Raw genomic sequence first — 16,679 nt, forward strand, 5'->3', positions numbered from 1 at the left:
TAGAGAGAGGAAGTGGAAAAAATGGCATTGGACGGCATTGTAACACGGGCCATTGTTCATGAACTGCAAGGCTGCATTGGTGGACGCATCAGCAAAATCCATCAGCCGAATGGCCATGACGTAGTTCTCACCCTACGTGCTCAACGCGGTAATAGTAAATTGCTTGTTTCGGCAAGCCCAACCTATCCCCGTGTGCATTTTACGGAAAAGACATTCCTTAACCCTACGGAAGCACCCATGTTCTGCATGCTGCTCCGCAAGCACTGTGAAGGTGCAATCATTGAGGAGATCCGTCAGATTGGCATGGAACGTATCATCCACATCAATGTGCGCCAGCGTGACGAACTAGGGGATGTATCGGTTAAACGGATCATCATTGAATTGATGGGGCGTCACAGTAACATTATTTTGCTTGATCCCGTTACAGAAACGATTCTGGATGGCATTCATCATGTGACTCCTTCCATCAGCAGCTACCGGGTAATCATGCCTGGATTCTCGTATACCGCTCCACCCGAACAACATAAAAGTAATCCGCTCGAAGTGAGCCGGACAGCATTCGAGGACAGCTATCATGCCGTTGAAGAAGAGGCATCACGCTGGCTTGTGAATTCCTTTAGCGGTCTTAGCCCGTTAATTGCGGGAGAGATTGCTGCCCGTGGGATTGCTCTTGAAGGCACCGTGAGCACTCCAGATGTGGTTGAGGGTGAGAGCCGAGTTGAGGCTGGTGCACTCTGGAACGCTTTTGAAGCCGTGATGGGACCTGTCAGAGATCATATCTACACGCCTGTAACCGGAACAAACGCCAAAGGCAAAATGATTTTCTCGGCCGTTCATCTTCAGAGCATTCAGGACTTGGAGAAAACCTATGACACGATGAGCAAGTGCATGGAAGATTATTACGGAGACAAAGCTGAGCGGGACACGGTAAAACAAAGAGTAAGTGATCTGCTCCGTTTTCTGCAGAATGAGCGAAGCAAAAACATCAAAAAGCTGGACAACCTGAACAAGGACCTGCTGGAAGCGGACGATGCAGACAAGTTCAGACTATGGGGTGAGTTGCTATTCGCCTCCCTGCATCAGGTCCACAAAGGGGACAAGAGCGTGGAGCTTGTGAACTTCTACGATGAAGACCAAGCCAACATTACCATTCAGCTTGATCCACTGCTCACACCGTCTGACAACGCACAACGTTATTTCAAGCGGTATAACAAATACAAGAACAGTCTGGCTGTCATTCATGAGCAGCTTGGCAAAACCAAAGACGAGATTGACTATCTCGATAACCTGTTGCAGCAATTGTCCATCGCATCTATGAACGATATTGAGGAAATACGGGATGAGCTTGTGCAACAGGGATACCTTCGTGATCGCAATAAAAAGGGTAAAAAGAAGAAGAAAAGTGACCGTCCGACCGTACACCAGTTTACCTCTTCTGAGGGAATTGATATTCTTGTGGGCAAAAACAACCTGCAAAATGAGTATGTGACCAACCGTCTTGCTTCTTCCAACGACACCTGGCTGCATACCAAAGACATTCCAGGTTCACATGTCGTTATTCGCAGTACGGACTTTGGTGAAGCTACATTGGAAGAAGCAGCACAGCTTGCTGCCTATTTCAGCCAAGCCAAGGAGTCCAGCAGTGTGCCTGTGGATTACACGTTTATCCGTCATGTGCGCAAACCAAGTGGTGCGAAGCCTGGTTTTGTGATCTATGATCACCAGAAGACCTTGTTTGTCACTCCAAATGATGAATTGATCAAAAGTCTGCCATCAACCATTAAAAATGGATAAGGCTATATAGATGTAACAGTAACAAAGACAGAATCCCCTGACCATTAACGGTTCAGGGGATTTTTGTGGTTTCACTACTTGTTTCAATGTTATGTGAAGCTCAGCTTATTTAGTTTCCTCATTGAATATTAATTCATTTATATGTATAATAATTCAATTGTGATAATTAAAACTACTGTTAAGGAAGTGTATCATGACCATACATATCAGAGAAACTCAACCTGATGATCTGAAACCCCTGATGGCATTAATGCATGACTATGTGGTGGGATTCTACAACAACCCTTGGCCTGGTGATCAATCCATCCAGCTTTTGATCAACAACCTGCTTAATCAGCAGATCGGTGCTCAATTCGTGGCAGAAGAGGACGGGAAGCTTATCGGATTTTCCACCCTGTTCTTTACTTACAGCACGATGAAAGCAGAGCGTGTCGCCATCATGAATGACCTATTTGTTACGGAAACATTCAGAGAGGGCGAAGCAGAAGCCAAATTATTTGCACACTGTCAGCAGTATACGCGTGACCATGGATGTGCATATATGTCTTGGATCACAGCAGTGACCAATGAGCGGGCACAGCAATTATTCGAACGTCTTGGGGCTAACCGTGGCGCTTGGGTAAACTATTCCATTACGTAGACTCTTTTGAAAACAAAAAAAAGGGACATGCAAACATGAAGGTTCAGCCCTATCATGATTGCATGTCCTTTTCTCCTTCGATCTTAAAATGTAGCCAGTAATACAGAATTTATTATAGTCAGATAGAGCGTTGCAACGTCTCGCTTACTCTACTTTTTGCTGTGAAGCAGCTGCCTTCAGCCTTTCCAACACATCAACCGTCACGGTCTTGCTACCAAGATCCCCGTGGAAAACAACACCTTGCCGTTTGCCATGATAATCAGATCCACCTGTTTCAATGAGGTCGTATTCCTTGGCCAGCTCACCATACCTGCGTTCCTCTTCCGGGCCATGGTCCGAATGAAACACCTCAATGCCATCCGGACGAGAGTCTTCGATGATACGTCGCACCAATTCATCATCATTATAGAGACCCGGATGGGCAATCACAGCGGCTCCACCAGCGGCTCTGATCCACTCGCACGCATCCTCTGGTGCAACGCGGGGTACAGATACGAAGCCTGGCTTGCCTTCAGCAAGATACCGATCGAATGCATCCCGCATGTCAACTGCGTATCCCTTCTTCACCAGCACATCCGCCATATGAGGCCTTCCAATACTCTCATCCGGCTCTAATGGTCGTCCCAGCTCATCCAGTACCTCCTGCCAGCTTATATCAAGCCCGAGTTCTTGGAGCTTGGCGATAATCAGATGATTCCGCTCATCTCGCGCTTCTCGTAATCCGCGCAACCGTTGCAGGAACTGCTCATCCTCTGTATTCACATAATACCCGAGCACATGAATATCTTTCCCACCAGCCCGAGTGCTGATCTCCACTCCGGCAACAACATCAATATCGTACTCTTTTCCCGCTTGCTGAGCTTCCGCTACACCAGCTACTGTATCATGGTCCGTTAGGGCAACCGCAGATAGCCCTTTTTGTTTGGCAAGCTTCACATTATCAGCAGGTGGCTGCATTCCATCGGAAGCCTGACTATGCGTATGAAGATCACAGCGTCCTTGGCGCTGATCCATGAACAACAGCTCCTTTGTGTAAAATTGATTATGATTCAATCTTATCTATCATTGATGTTGCCAACTATTATGCCTTTCCCGTCTTATGTACCGACTCAGGCTGCTCCTGCTGACGCAGATAATTCAGGAAAGCGACTGCTGACAGGGGCAACAAGGACGATTTTAGATGGATGGCATAGAACTGCCTTTTGAATTCGAGTCCGCGGATATCCACAATATGAACAAGTCCCAGAGCCAGTTCATGCTGCACCGAAGAAGGAGATAACATCGTAATGCCTACCCCTGCCTCTACGGCCGATTTTACCGCTCCTGTACTGCCAAGTTCCATCACAACATTCATATCCTGTGGATCAATCTTTTTCTTTTGCAATTGGTCTTCCATCACCTGACGAGTACCCGAGCCCTTCTCACGCAGCACAAAAGGATAATTCATTACATCCTCAATATTCACTTTGCTGCGCTTAGCCAAATCATGCCCGGCAGGTACAATCAGTTTCAGCTCGTCCTGCATGACAGGCTCTACAATCATGTCCGGGTGGTGCACTGGCGCTTCAATCAGACCAAAATTAAGCTGGTGCTTTAATATATCATCCAGAATTTGCGTTGTATTCATCACTTTCATGACGATTGAAATATCGGGATATTGAAGCGCAAATGGTCCGAGCATGCGCGGAAGCACATATTCCCCGATTGTTAAACTGGCTCCCAGCTGGAGTCTGCCCTGTAACATCTGGGTAAACGCCGACATCGCTTCGTCCGTCTGTCTGACCAGCTCTACACTCCGTTTCGCATGAGGTAATAAAGTCCGACCCGCCTCGGATAATTCTATTTTTTTGGTGGAACGATGCAGTAACTTGGTGCCAAAATAATCCTCCAATGATTGAATCTGCATCGTTACTGCCGGTTGAGTCATATGTAATGCTTGTGCAGCAGCCGAGAAACTCCCCTTCTCTGCTACCGTATAAAAAATATGCAATTGGTGAAAATTCATATCTTCGCCCCTCTTCGATTACACTCTCTACATTGTAGCCGATTTCCCGCTTGGCAACAAAAAAAGCATGCAGCTTGTCTGCATGCGATAATACTTGAATCTATGATTTCAACATATTGAATCTACTCAGGCTTACTTATGCTTGCGGCTATTTTTGACCAACGTCATTCTTCTTGAATGTCTTAACCATGAATAATATGATTTCAGGTCCCTCAACTCAATAGTCTCCGACATACGTCCCAGAAACGTAACCACAATCATTTTGTGCAGCGGGTTGCCCGCAATATCATATTCTCCTTCAAGTTCGGAAAATTCGGCGACCACCACCAGATCCTCATCAATCAGGTAGACGTCCTGTTCATTACGGTAGTATGGTGTTATACGGTCCTGCTTCAGACACTCCCATAACCACGCCGCAATATGGTCATCATCACTACGTGCAGGCTCAATACGGTCTGCATACCGCATCTTGGCATGATGGGTAATGACGATGTCGGCCACTTTCTTGTCTCCAAGAGCCACGAAAAACGGCTCGTAGGTGCTCCAACGTTGCATCACCTTATCACGCATGGGAATCACTCTCCACCAGATAGGACTTTCTATCTATTTATTACCAAATATATTACAACATTAGTCCCGCAACCTCAAGGCGTAAGTTTAACTTTTTTTCACAATAGCCAATTTGTGCATAATTCAAGAAAAGAGCGACCCCAAAGGGTCCCTCCAGTTTCTCGTCTATATTCCGTAAAAGCTCGTTTTGTCCATCGTTTTGCTGGCATACTCGGTTTTGATCTCATTACGATACGAGCGTTCGATCTTGCGCACATAGGAAAGTCGCTTCACATTTTTCATCGTATCATCAGCCCGTTCTGCATTAACATACATGACTACATAATGCATACGGCGGGAGATATAATGCACGGTGCCATATTTTTCGAGATTACGGGCAGCCTTCAAATCACTGACCCAAATAATGAATCCTGTCCTTTCCGCAAACATCATCGTTCCCCGCCCTTCTATAATGATTACTTAACTGCAACCACACTTGCCGCCACTACCGCAGCCGCCCTTCGGATTCGGGTCATTGCTCGGTACTTTAATGGTTGTTGACACTGCGAATGCAATGGTCTCTGACATCTGGAATAACATATCATCCAGGGACTTCTCTGCCTGTTTGAAGCGGATTACCGCCTCGAAATTTTCCAACTCCTGTTCCAGAGCCTTCACCTGGTCTTTTGCTGCATGATAATCCGGGTGAAAATGACCGAAACGCTGTGTTTCTTCAAACAATTCCTTCTTGGCATTCAGCTTCCGAATCCCCATCTGAATCTCAGGGGTAGTCTCGACTTGCTGCTTCCAATATAAATAATCCGATACTTCGGCAGATTGGTTAATCATGTCGCCCAGTTCATATGCGCCCGTTAACACTTGGGCCATATCGACCGTGTTCATTTCCGCTACGCTCATGAAATATTCATCCTATCTATATATAAAGTTCTACTTAACGTAGACTACCTCATCATAGCATATCCATGAATAGTTAAGAAGAGTTTTTCCTGCAATTAGAAATAGGGGGAGCTCGAAAATTCGCCTTTCAACCTGATATTTACGTGAAATAGTCAGGTTATGACATCATCTGGCAAGATAAGACGCATTGTATCCCACTCTGACGGGGTGAATGTACGCCATTCCGTCTCTGATGTATGTTCATTTGAATCCAGCATGCACCAACCGCTTAAAGTCCATTGTTCATGACCCTCTACCTGATGTGGAATGAGGTATTGCGTACGATTTTCCTGTTGTATCCCCAGCTTGGTCTGCCACTCAATGGCTTTGGTAGCAATCTGTCGTGCGGTTGAACTATGATATCGACGCCACTCCCTGTACCAGGTCTCCGGTATCTCTTCAAATCCCAACAGAGAGAACTTCTTCTCAATGACAGAATGATCACGCTCCAACCCATGCAGAAATGCAGGGACATCAACCAGACCTTGATTATCCGGTGTGTAGAAAGAAGAATATACATCGCTCAACACATCTTTTTCTAATAACTTCGGATCATCTGCGGAGCCTGTACTTGCCTCCATTACCTTCATACTCCGATTTACAGTCAACAGTGCAGCATCGGTCTCCTTGCCCCAATCTGCTAACGCAATCCATACATTCTCCGGTATACCTGTCAGAGCATATTGATCCAGAAACTCCATCACTTCATGTAATCCATACCCTCTGGCTATGGCCGAAATGAATCGTTCTCTTGTCAAACGGTAGATCGACATTCGATCACGTGTCACCCGTTCTGCGTATTGCTCCAGCATCCAGATCACATCAGGCCCTGCTTCCGGCGGCACCAACATTTCAAAATCAGGCTGCATGTAAAATCCAGACGGCTCCGTCTCACTTACCATCTCTTGTTCCCGATTTAACAGGCTCTGCGGTTCGATCAGCCAGCGAAATGCCAGCTCTCCCGACTGATCTTCTCCTACTTCACCATAACCCCAGCAAGCTAGTGCGCAAAGCCAGCCCCTGACCCGTGGTTTCAATTCCGAATTCTCTATATGGCACCATATGTTTTTTTCTGGAGCAAACAATGCCAATTGATAACGGAAATGCTGCAACGCGGGTTCAGCTTCTCCGTATCTTTCCATACACGCTTGATATATTTCCCGATGCATCTGTCTCCACGAGAGCTTCAACCATTTTTGTAATCGATGATCTACAATCTGAATTCGATCATCTGACTTCTGAACGAGATTCAGACTGAGCAGTAGATCGAGAAGGATAGCTACGTGGGTCGGATACAAATCCGAATGTTCATATTGGATGCCCAAACCATCAAAGTCTGTAGCGGATAGTACTGTTATTCCACTTAATTTTTGAACCGTTCTCTTATGTATCGTACCTTTACCTGTCAAAGGAAGTCCTTCTCTTCCGATCCAAGCGATCAGATGAATCAACTCTGCAGCGAGATCCGGCTTTCCTTCCTGAAGTACATGAGCATGCTGTGCCATCTTTTCAACGGTTATACCCACTCTTTGTGCGTAAGCAATCGTCAACGTCTCTATCAGCGAAGCAGGAATATAGAATAATCGCTCCCCCCAACTCTTATATACAGATTCAATCCATCTTTGCTGCCTAAGGTTGGCGAATGAAGATTTGGCTTCTGCGACACTTAGTCCTTCTATGGCCCACTGTTCTCGCGGCAGGAGGGAGGAAAAAGGCTGACCCGCATGTTTGTGAAAAATTGCACCAAGCACTGTTTGTTCCACCAAAGCAAGCTTTGACCATGAATCAAGGTTCAGTACCACAGGCTCATCTATTGGTTCAAATGAAGACATATCCCAATCCTCCTCTTTTCGCGAGTATAAATGGACTATTCGTTCTCATGAACGATGGCATATTCATATCCCTGCTCCACCAAGAACATCTGACGGTTTAATGCAAACTCCTGTTCCTTACTATCCTCTGATACCAGCGCATAGAAATATGCTTTATTTTCTCCAGCTTTCGGTCTCAGAATTCTCCCCAAACGCTGTGCCTCTTCCTGCCTTGACCCGAAACTCCCGGATATCTCAAGCGCAACAGCAGCATCGGGCAGATCCACAGCAAAATTGGCAACCTTGGATACAACAATCGTTTTAATCTCTCCACGTCGAAAAGCGGCAAACCACTTGATTCGCTCTTGCTGTGACATGGTCCCCGAGATTAGAGGTGCTTCAATTTCCCGGGCAATCAACTTGAGTTGATCCAGATATTGTCCAATCACAAGTGCAGGCAAATCCCGATGACGTTCAAGCAAACGCTTGACTACACTTACTTTCGCCGGATTCTCGGCAGCCAATCGAAATTGGTGCTTAACCTCGGCTTGCAGATAATTCGATCTTAGTTCCGGGGAAAATGGGATACGTATCTCCTGGCATTGTACATCAGCAATCCACCCTTGCTGCTCCAGTTGTTTCCACGGCATATCATAGAGCTTCGGACCAATCAGCGAGAAAACATCCTGTTCACAGCCATCCTCTCGAACCAATGTAGCCGTTAATCCCAGTCTTCGCGTAGCTTGAATATCCGCAGTTGCACGAAACACTGGTGCTGGCAGCAAATGTACTTCATCATATATGATCAGCCCCCATTGCCTCTCACTGAGCAGTTTGATATGAGTAAAATCAGCATCCTTTGATTTCCGGTGTGTCAGAATCTGATATGTAGCTACTGTCACAGGTTTCACCTGTTTTTTCTGACCTGAATACTCACCAATCTGTTCACTGGTAATCGTGGTTTTGTCTTGAATTTCCTGAATCCACTGTCGCACAGACGTTGTATTGGACGTCAAAATAAGGCATTCACATTGGAGCCGCTCCAGCACGGCCATGCCAATGACCGTTTTGCCTGCTCCGCAAGGAAGTACGAGCAAACCGCTTCCTCCCATGCCCTCACTGCCTTCGAATGCATCCACAGCCTCTCTCTGGTAAGAACGCAGCGCAAATCGCTCAGAGTGGTCCCCTGGATCATTAGACCGCCAATCAAATGAAAGTTTGGTTCCCTCCCGATACCCCACGTAATCAAGCACAGGGTAACCCAATCGTGTTAATTCCCTTTTTAATAACCCTCGCTGTTCTCCTGGGAGCAGAAGTTCATGAGCGTCCTTGCGTTCCATCCGAAAGGCAGCTATCGTTTTCAATCCACTTAATTCATCCAGCAACCGCTCATCCTCACTGTAAAGACGCATTCTGGTGTGATCTGCTTCGGAATGCAGCTTTAATTTGCCATACTGATCCATGATTCTCCGAACATCCTGTATCAGTGCAGCAGGCACGTTCCAGCGGGATACCAGCTCCAGACTTGCGATGACTTGATCTGCATTCCATCCCAGCGCAGCCGCATTCCAGAGCGATAACGGAGTGATTCGGTAAGTATGAAACGCTGCTGGTGTCTTAACCAGTTCTGAATACATCCCAAGCTGCTCTCTTGCTCTTTCGAATCCGGGGTGGCCAACTTCCAGCAAAACTGTAAAATCTCGCTGAACGATACAAGCATCTGTCCTTACCATATGTTCTGTTCCTTCCATTTGGAGCCTTCCTCCTATCACAAAAAAGTCCAGTTCCGGCAGCTTCCGAAAATGAACCTGTATAATTGCGAGTTCAAAAAGTCTGGTTTTCAGTACCGAGAAGATGGACTTTTTGAACAACATCTATAAAAATCCACAAAAAAACATCCTGCCCATACCTCGGTATGAACAGGATGCCCAACTAGCTATAAAGTCATTCGGCTGTGTAACCCTTGGCCATGGCGATAAATAATCTCACGGCAGTCTGCATCGCGTCTTCATCAAAATCAAACATCGGATGATGATGCGGATAGATCGCATTTTTATCCGGGTTGCCTGCTCCAACAAACATAAAGCACCCTGGCACCTTCTGCAGATAATACGCAAAATCTTCCGCTGGCATCAGCATGGGGGATGCTTGCACTCGTTCTGCCCCAAATAATTCTGTAGCTTCTCTGAAGAAACGCGCTGTCTCCTGTTCATCGTTCACCACAGGCGGATATCCCATAATATATTTCACTTGCGTCTCTGCCCCATAAGCTGCCCCTGTCTGGGCTACCATGGTAAGCACGCGCTCTTTCATCCCGTTTCGGGTCTCTTCATCAAACGTTCTTACCGTACCGCTCATTTTGCATTGCTCTGCAATTACATTCTGAGCCGAGCCCGCCTGCATTGTACCAATGGTCAGCACTGCCGGTTGCAATGGATCAACCGAACGACTGACAACGGTCTGAAGCTGCATCACAAGCGCAGAACCCGCGATGAGACTATCTATCGTGGATTGTGGCATCCCGCCATGTCCACCTTTGCCTTTGATCTCAATGTAAAAATCGTCCGCCGCAGCCATCATCGGTCCTGCTTTGCTGGCAACAACACCTACAGGCAGCGGGGTCCACAGATGAATGCCATATATGACATCCACGCCTTCAAGCGCACCATCCGCAATGACCTGGACTGCACCGCCCGGAAGCAGCTCTTCTGCTGGCTGGAACAAAAAGCGAATCTCGCCTTGGATCTCCTGCTTGTGACGGCTGAAATACAATGCCGTACCGAGCAAGATTGAGATATGACCATCGTGGCCACATGCATGCATCGCTCCTGCTTGTTGTGATGCATACTCGATATTCTTCTCATCCTGAATTGGAAGTGCGTCCATATCAGCTCGCAGCATGACGACAGGACCCGGCTTGTCCCCACGAAGGGTACCGATGACCCCGTGACCACCAACATGACGCCTCACTTCCACGCCAAAACTCTCCAACATATCCGCTACAAAAGAGGATGTCTTCTCCTCATGAAAGGAAACCTCTGGATTGCGATGAAGGTGACGCCGCCATTCCACCATGTGGATCTGCAGATCTTCCCACCATATATTATTAGTCATTTCTCTCCACCCTTTCAATCTTGAACGGGACTTATATCAAGCCCGAACCTTCCTCTTCAAACCTATTGCTGTATATTGTAGCAGAATTGGAAGAAAACCGATACGAAACGCCTTCGGAAAGCTTGCACGGGAAGGGGAAACATACTATCATGAACTAGAGAAATACTCGAGAAATTATACTCGGAAGCTTATGAGGAGGATCAAACGCTTATGATTTTTGAGAATACAGGCTTGGATGGCTTGAAGAGCGACTTGGCATACCTGGATGAGAGCGCCGAGAAAGTCGGATTTGTCCGGTGGCAATGGGAATATTACCGTGCTACATATGACTACAAAATTGAAGATGAACAAACCAACTCAGAATACTTTGTACGCATTAATACCCGCGCTGTGGAAGGCAAATTGGAAAAACCGGATACCGTTCTTGCTGTGGAAGCAGTATACCTCGGCAAAGCCACTTTCCCTCACGGCCTGGATTATGACTCTTCCGTTCCGCAACCAGTCGTGAAGCTGGCAGCCCAAAAATTACAGCAGCTCAAAGAACTGCTGGAAGCATAGGCTGGGCCAAACGATGAAACAACAAACGGCCCAAACGAAAACGAAGAGAGGCACGCCGGATTTTCAACTGCTAATCCTCACTTTATTGTTGGTGGGCTTTGGACTGGTGATGGTATTCAGCTCCAGTTCCAGCATTGCAATCGCAAGCGATAAATTTAACAATGATGCCCTTTACTTCACGAAAAAACAACTTATGTGGGCGATTATCGGTCTATTTGGCATGTTTTTTGCCATGAATATCCGCTTCAACAAGTACAAAAAGCTCTATGCACCCTTTTTCCTGCTCACTACGGTCATGCTGGTGATTGTTTTGATCTCAGGTGCAGTATTGAACGGTGCACGAAGCTGGATTCACATTTTCGGTTTTAGTCTTCAGCCTGCAGAGTTCGCGAAAATTGCTATCATTCTCTATCTCTCTGCTCTTATTACCAAAAAAGGTGAGAAATTCAGGGTTTTCAAGACAGGGTATTTTCCCGTCTTGTTCATCGTTGGATTCATCGCAGGACTGATTATGCTGCAACCAGACTTCGGTACCACCTTTATCCTGGTGTCCACCTGTGGTCTCTTGATCTATGCCGGTGGAGCCAGTATGAAACATATCCTGGGTTCCATTCTCCTGGTTGTACTCGGTGGGGCACTGGCGTTCGGAGCGAATTCTCTGTTTTCTTCCATGTCTCCTTCCGACACAACAACTGCTACAACAGCAGTCACTGCGGAGCAGAACTACAAGATCGGACGTATTCAAGCTTTCCTGGATCCATTATCCGATATTAATGGCGGAAGTCTTAACCTCTACCGTTCCCTTGTTGCCATTGGTGATGGCGGTATGACAGGTTCCGGGATTGGACAAGGTACGATGAAGCTGCACTATTTGCCAAATGCTTATAATGACTTTATTTTCTCCGTAATTGGGGAAGAACTTGGATTCATCGGAAGTGCATTATTCCTGCTTGTTTACCTGTACTTCATCTGGCGCGGAATTATTGTCTCTCTCCGCTGTCCCGATCCATTCGGAACATTGGTCGGCATAGGTATCATGGGACTGATTGCGATTCAGGCATTTATCAACATCGGTGGTGTAACTCAGACCATTCCGGTGACGGGGGTCACGCTTCCGTTTATCAGTTATGGGGGTACCTCACTCTTTGTGATGATGGTTGCCATGGGCATTCTGCTCAGTATCTCACGCACCAACAATCTGGACGTGATCAAGGAAGAGAAAACGAAGTCCGTAACTGTACAGACACAGACTCGCACCTCTCCTGCTCTTCGTTCACGGGAGTCCATCCGTCGGATTCGATAAAGAACAACACAAAAAAGGCTGTGCACCTAATGGATGCGCAGCCTTTTTCTGTGTACTCGGTACTATTCTGTCTATCAAGATGAAGAACAGGTCAATATGACTCTGTCCTCCATTACGGATTGCGATTTCTACAGATCGTCGCCTTTGAAAGATACGCCTTCTACCTTTACATTGACTTCAACCACGCGTAATCCGGTCATGGTCTCTACCGCTTCTCTTACATTCTGCTGAAGCATACGGGAAACTTCATGAATCGGGGTTTCGTACAGGACGATGATGCGCAGGTCAATGGCTGCTTCCAGCTGGCCGACCTCAACGCTCACGCCTTTCTGTACGTTTTTACCGCTGAGTCGCTTCGCCCAGCCCTCTGACAAACCTCCAGACATTGCGGCAATTCCGGGTGTTTCCATTGCAGCCATTCCGGCAATTTTTGCAACCACGTCATCGGCAATCCGGATGTTTCCGCTCTCCAGTTGAAGTTGTTCTGCCATGCCACATCCTCCTTCACTTCGTTACTCGTATTTTAAATCCTTTCCACCCCAAAAAGCAAATTAAACTCAAAAAGATGCGTTTACAACCTACCACCATTTGGTTATATTGAAATATGAAAATAATCTCATAAGCGATTTACAGTGTAATTTAAAACAAAATAATTTATAACCGAGGTGTTTGTTGTGAGAAACCGGATTTCATCCATTTTGCTGATTGCTTTCTTTGCACTCAGTGCCATCGCCCACTACTTGAAATGGGATTCGATTCTACAGTTCGTGATATCAGCCATTTCGGTTATTTTTGTGGCCGGTTTTTTAGGCAAAGCCACCGAAAATGTGGCCCACTACGCCGGACAGCGGCTGGGTGGATTCTTGAATGCAACCTTCGGCAATGCAGCCGAATTGATCATCGCCATTTTCCTCGTGAAAGAGGGACTGTTCGACATGGTCAAAGCAAGTCTGACAGGTTCCATTATCGGAAATCTGCTGTTAGTGCTTGGGTTAAGTATTTTTGCCGGAGGACTCAAGTTCAAAATTCAGAATTATAATGTTTCACTTGCAGGTCTGAATGGTTCCCTGATGATTGTTGCCATCATTGCCCTGTTTATTCCGGCAGTCTTTCTCAACACACATTCCATTACACAGAAAGACACGAATACACTTAGTCTCATCGTAGCCGGATTGCTCATTCTCGCGTATATTGCCTGGTTATTATTCTCCATGGTGACACATAAGAAATACCTTGCAGACGTTACTGAGGATCGCGATGAAGAGCTACCTCATGAGCATGCTCCGGCGTGGTCCAAGAAAAAATCTATTCTCTACCTGGTGCTCGCAACAGTCATGGTTGCCTTTGTCAGTGAATGGCTGGTGGGCACGCTCGAAGTCTTCACTTCGGAATTTGGACTTAGCGAACTGTTTGTCGGTGCATTCCTTGTGGCCATCATCGGTAATGCGGCCGAACACAGTGCAGCCATCATGCTTGCCATGAAAAATAAAATCGGAGCAGCCGTCGAGATTGCGGTTGGCAGCAGCTTGCAGATCGCGCTCTTCGTCGCTCCTGTTCTGATTTTTGTCAGCTACTTCACAGGCAGAACCATGGATATCGTATTTACAACGATTGAACTGGTCGCCATCGGCGTATCCGTATTTATTGCAAAGTCCATTACCCAAGATGGTTCAACGAATTGGTACGAAGGTTTACTCCTGCTCGTGGTATATATCATACTCGGTGTATCCTTCTTCTTGGTGTAACCAGGCCCTCACGTAGCCATCGTTAAAAATAAACAAGCCACAGAGGCAGCCCGAATTTATCTTCGGTGCTGTCTCTTTGCTTGTATACGCCTTCCGGCTGGCTTGCATCCCCATCCCGTTCAGACGCACAAAAAAAGCATGCATAAACGCCTGCATGCCTTCTATTCTGACCCGCGCATCTGCAGGCTATTGCTCATTCTTCTTGTTCAAGGCTTCATATAGAATTGCCAAATTCCGCTCAAGCGCGCTAACCAGCTGCTTACCTGCACCTTCTGGAAGGAGCCCTGCACGAACAGCAAAATCAACTTCCTTGGAGAACCCATACATCTGTGTATCCAATACTTCCTCATAGAGAGGGCAGTAGCGGGTAGCCAGATTCTCCATCTGTACTTCAATAAGCTTCTGTATTTTATCTGCATCTTCTTGAAGAAGACTGATCGCTTTCAAATTCAGCTGGTCCTGCAGATCAGATGAAGTCATGCATTTTTCCCCCCTATGTCCCAAAAATCGCGTAAAGACGTTCTACCTCTAATATTAGACGAAATGAAGAGCTAATACAAGAACCTGACCAAAATAAGCCCGCAAAGTTAAGCCTTCTGTTGAAGCATAATCCACCTGTTCCAGTCACGTTCAGACGAGTATTCAGATCATTCCATGCCAAAAAACACCCCTGCCTAAAAAGGCAAAGGTGCTTCTTGAGAGCTATTACTCAGATGCGATGCTTACATTCAGTCCATGCTTGGCAAATACTTCTGACATGGCTGCTTTCGCTTCAACTGCATCTGGACCATGAACATGCAGTTCATAGCTGTGCGTGCTGATCAGCGTTGTAAACAATCCGAGAATACTTTTCACATCGATATACTTGTTCTCCGAATGAAGCACGATTGAAGAAGTAAACTTGCCTGCTGTTTGAGCAATTTCCACTACAGCCGCGTTATTACTCGACATAGGAATCCCTCCGTCTTTTTACTATTGGTATCATCTATTAATTACCACTACATGATACCTTGAATCCGCTTTCCTAGCAACAGCAAAATCCTGCTCCTATTTCAAACGGTCCGGGTTCAGGCATTCCAGCTCAGGAATAACAAAGATACCGTCTTTACGAATCAGCACGTCGTCAAAATAAATCTCCCCGCCGCCATAATCCGGACGCTGGATCAACACCAGATCCCAGTGGATGGACGAGCGGTTGCCATTGTCCGTTTCTTCGTATGCCTGACCCGGTGTAAAGTGCAAGCTACCTGCGATTTTTTCGTCGAACAGGATATCTTTCATCGGATGAAGAATATGCGGGTTAAATCCAATCGCAAACTCACCGATATGACGAGCACCCTCATCCGAATTCAGGATTTCATTCAAACGATCTGTATCGTTGCTTGTCGCTTCAATGATTTTTCCATTCTCGAACGTGAATTTGATATTTTCAAATGTCACTCCGTTATACAGCGTTGGCGTGTTATAACTAATCGTTCCGTTCACGGAATTACGCACAGGGGCGCTGTACACTTCGCCATCCGGGATATTTTTTTGGCCAGAACATTTCTCTGCACCGATATCTTTAATGGAGAAGCTCAGCTCTGTTCCTGGTCCGGTGATACGAACTTTGTCCGTCCGCTTCATCAGGTTAGCGAGTGAGTCTTGAGCTTTGTCCATTTTGGCGTAATCCAGGTTACATACGTCGAAGTAGAAATCTTCGAACGCTTCCGTACTCGTATTGGCGAGTTGCGCCATACTTGCGTTAGGGTAACGAAGTACAACCCATTTCGTATGTTTGACACGTTGTTCACTATGTACCGGGTGGGAGTACAATGAATTGTACATTTTCATTTTTTCTTCCGGCACATCGGACAGATCATTCACATTTTCTCCCGCACGAATACCGATATAACAATCCATCTGTTTCATACGGTTCAGATCAATCTCTGCCCACGTTTTCATCATTTCTTCTGTCGCATTTTTCAGCATCGCACGCTGTACGGTTTTATCGGTCAACTGTACAAAGACGTTACCACCTTTTTTGCCTATCTCTTCAATGATGGCGTTAATCAGATCGCGTTCCGATCCAATCATCTCAACCAATACATTTTCACCAGGCTGTACATCTACAGAATAGCCCACCAGGCTTGCTGCAAGCTTTTGAATTCTTGGGTCCTTCATCTTGGTAAAATCCTCCTGTCATCTGCCATGCTTGAATTGA

At 46.4% G+C, this 16,679-nt stretch carries 17 protein-coding genes; 5 read left to right on the forward strand and 12 right to left on the reverse strand.

What is annotated here, in order from left to right; all coding sequences use genetic code 11:
* Nucleotides 1-21: 21 nt before the first annotated feature.
* Nucleotides 22-1,794 carry an NFACT RNA binding domain-containing protein gene (locus NZ043_RS30570; RefSeq protein WP_339310008.1) on the forward strand — a complete coding sequence of 591 codons (1,773 nt, stop codon included), beginning with the start codon at nucleotides 22-24 and terminating at the stop codon, nucleotides 1,792-1,794.
* 193 nt (nucleotides 1,795-1,987) lie between these two features.
* Nucleotides 1,988-2,434: a GNAT family N-acetyltransferase gene (locus NZ043_RS30575; RefSeq protein ID WP_091028636.1), complete on the forward strand. Its 447-nt coding sequence runs from the start codon at nucleotides 1,988-1,990 to the stop codon at nucleotides 2,432-2,434.
* Between the two features lie 144 nt (nucleotides 2,435-2,578).
* On the opposite strand, the gene NZ043_RS30580 is transcribed toward NZ043_RS30575, so the two are convergent.
* The 8 genes from NZ043_RS30580 to NZ043_RS30615 all read right to left on the reverse strand — a co-directional run bounded on the left by NZ043_RS30580 (nucleotide 2,579) and on the right by NZ043_RS30615 (nucleotide 10,870).
* On the reverse strand, nucleotides 2,579-3,448 hold the full coding sequence (locus tag NZ043_RS30580) for a PHP domain-containing protein (protein ID WP_339310010.1): 870 nt from the start codon (nucleotides 3,446-3,448) through the stop codon (nucleotides 2,579-2,581).
* Nucleotides 3,449-3,515: 67 nt separating this feature from the next.
* Nucleotides 3,516-4,439, reverse strand: a complete 924-nt coding sequence (locus tag NZ043_RS30585; protein ID WP_339310012.1) for a selenium metabolism-associated LysR family transcriptional regulator — start codon at nucleotides 4,437-4,439, stop codon at nucleotides 3,516-3,518.
* 132 nt (nucleotides 4,440-4,571) lie between these two features.
* Nucleotides 4,572-5,009 carry a hypothetical protein gene (locus NZ043_RS30590; RefSeq protein ID WP_017687436.1) on the reverse strand — a complete coding sequence of 146 codons (438 nt, stop codon included), beginning with the start codon at nucleotides 5,007-5,009 and terminating at the stop codon, nucleotides 4,572-4,574.
* 165 nt (nucleotides 5,010-5,174) lie between these two features.
* A complete protein-coding gene (locus tag NZ043_RS30595; protein WP_026080981.1) occupies nucleotides 5,175-5,438 on the reverse strand; it encodes a YlbG family protein in 264 nt (87 codons plus the stop codon).
* A 30-nt stretch (nucleotides 5,439-5,468) separates the two neighbouring features.
* A complete protein-coding gene (locus NZ043_RS30600; RefSeq protein WP_036614642.1) occupies nucleotides 5,469-5,906 on the reverse strand; it encodes a YlbF family regulator in 438 nt (145 codons plus the stop codon).
* A gap of 152 nt (nucleotides 5,907-6,058) precedes the next feature.
* On the reverse strand, nucleotides 6,059-7,777 hold the full coding sequence (locus NZ043_RS30605; protein ID WP_339310014.1) for a helicase-associated domain-containing protein: 1,719 nt from the start codon (nucleotides 7,775-7,777) through the stop codon (nucleotides 6,059-6,061).
* Between the two features lie 35 nt (nucleotides 7,778-7,812).
* On the reverse strand, nucleotides 7,813-9,507 hold the full coding sequence (locus NZ043_RS30610; protein ID WP_249912194.1) for a DNA repair helicase XPB: 1,695 nt from the start codon (nucleotides 9,505-9,507) through the stop codon (nucleotides 7,813-7,815).
* A 193-nt stretch (nucleotides 9,508-9,700) separates the two neighbouring features.
* Nucleotides 9,701-10,870: a M20 family metallopeptidase gene (locus NZ043_RS30615; protein ID WP_091028622.1), complete on the reverse strand. Its 1,170-nt coding sequence runs from the start codon at nucleotides 10,868-10,870 to the stop codon at nucleotides 9,701-9,703.
* 210 nt (nucleotides 10,871-11,080) lie between these two features.
* On the opposite strand from NZ043_RS30615, the gene NZ043_RS30620 reads away from it, so the two are divergent.
* Together NZ043_RS30620 and ftsW are read left to right on the forward strand one after the other, a co-directional pair.
* Entirely contained in the window at nucleotides 11,081-11,428 is a 348-nt protein-coding gene (locus NZ043_RS30620; RefSeq protein ID WP_017687430.1) for a YugN family protein, read from the forward strand.
* 13 nt (nucleotides 11,429-11,441) lie between these two features.
* Entirely contained in the window at nucleotides 11,442-12,731 is a 1,290-nt protein-coding gene (ftsW, locus tag NZ043_RS30625; RefSeq protein ID WP_339310018.1) for a putative lipid II flippase FtsW, read from the forward strand.
* A gap of 128 nt (nucleotides 12,732-12,859) precedes the next feature.
* Here ftsW and NZ043_RS30630 read toward each other — a convergent pair whose 3' ends face one another.
* Entirely contained in the window at nucleotides 12,860-13,222 is a 363-nt protein-coding gene (locus NZ043_RS30630; RefSeq protein ID WP_017687428.1) for an Asp23/Gls24 family envelope stress response protein, read from the reverse strand.
* Between the two features lie 183 nt (nucleotides 13,223-13,405).
* On the opposite strand from NZ043_RS30630, the gene cax reads away from it, so the two are divergent.
* On the forward strand, nucleotides 13,406-14,476 hold the full coding sequence (gene cax, locus NZ043_RS30635) for a calcium/proton exchanger (RefSeq protein ID WP_339310020.1): 1,071 nt from the start codon (nucleotides 13,406-13,408) through the stop codon (nucleotides 14,474-14,476).
* A gap of 186 nt (nucleotides 14,477-14,662) precedes the next feature.
* Here cax and NZ043_RS30640 read toward each other — a convergent pair whose 3' ends face one another.
* The 3 genes from NZ043_RS30640 to NZ043_RS30650 all read right to left on the reverse strand — a co-directional run bounded on the left by NZ043_RS30640 (nucleotide 14,663) and on the right by NZ043_RS30650 (nucleotide 16,639).
* Nucleotides 14,663-14,956 carry a YlaN family protein gene (locus tag NZ043_RS30640; RefSeq protein ID WP_017687426.1) on the reverse strand — a complete coding sequence of 98 codons (294 nt, stop codon included), beginning with the start codon at nucleotides 14,954-14,956 and terminating at the stop codon, nucleotides 14,663-14,665.
* A gap of 225 nt (nucleotides 14,957-15,181) precedes the next feature.
* On the reverse strand, nucleotides 15,182-15,427 hold the full coding sequence (locus NZ043_RS30645) for an HPr family phosphocarrier protein (protein WP_036614658.1): 246 nt from the start codon (nucleotides 15,425-15,427) through the stop codon (nucleotides 15,182-15,184).
* A 96-nt stretch (nucleotides 15,428-15,523) separates the two neighbouring features.
* Nucleotides 15,524-16,639 (reverse strand): aminopeptidase, encoded by a 1,116-nt coding sequence (locus NZ043_RS30650; RefSeq protein WP_339310023.1) that lies wholly within the window; start codon nucleotides 16,637-16,639, stop codon nucleotides 15,524-15,526.
* Between the last annotated feature and the right edge of the window lie 40 nt (nucleotides 16,640-16,679).

The sequence above is a fragment of the Paenibacillus sp. FSL k6-2145 genome (assembly GCF_037976585.1).
Lineage (GTDB): Bacteria > Bacillota > Bacilli > Paenibacillales > Paenibacillaceae > Paenibacillus.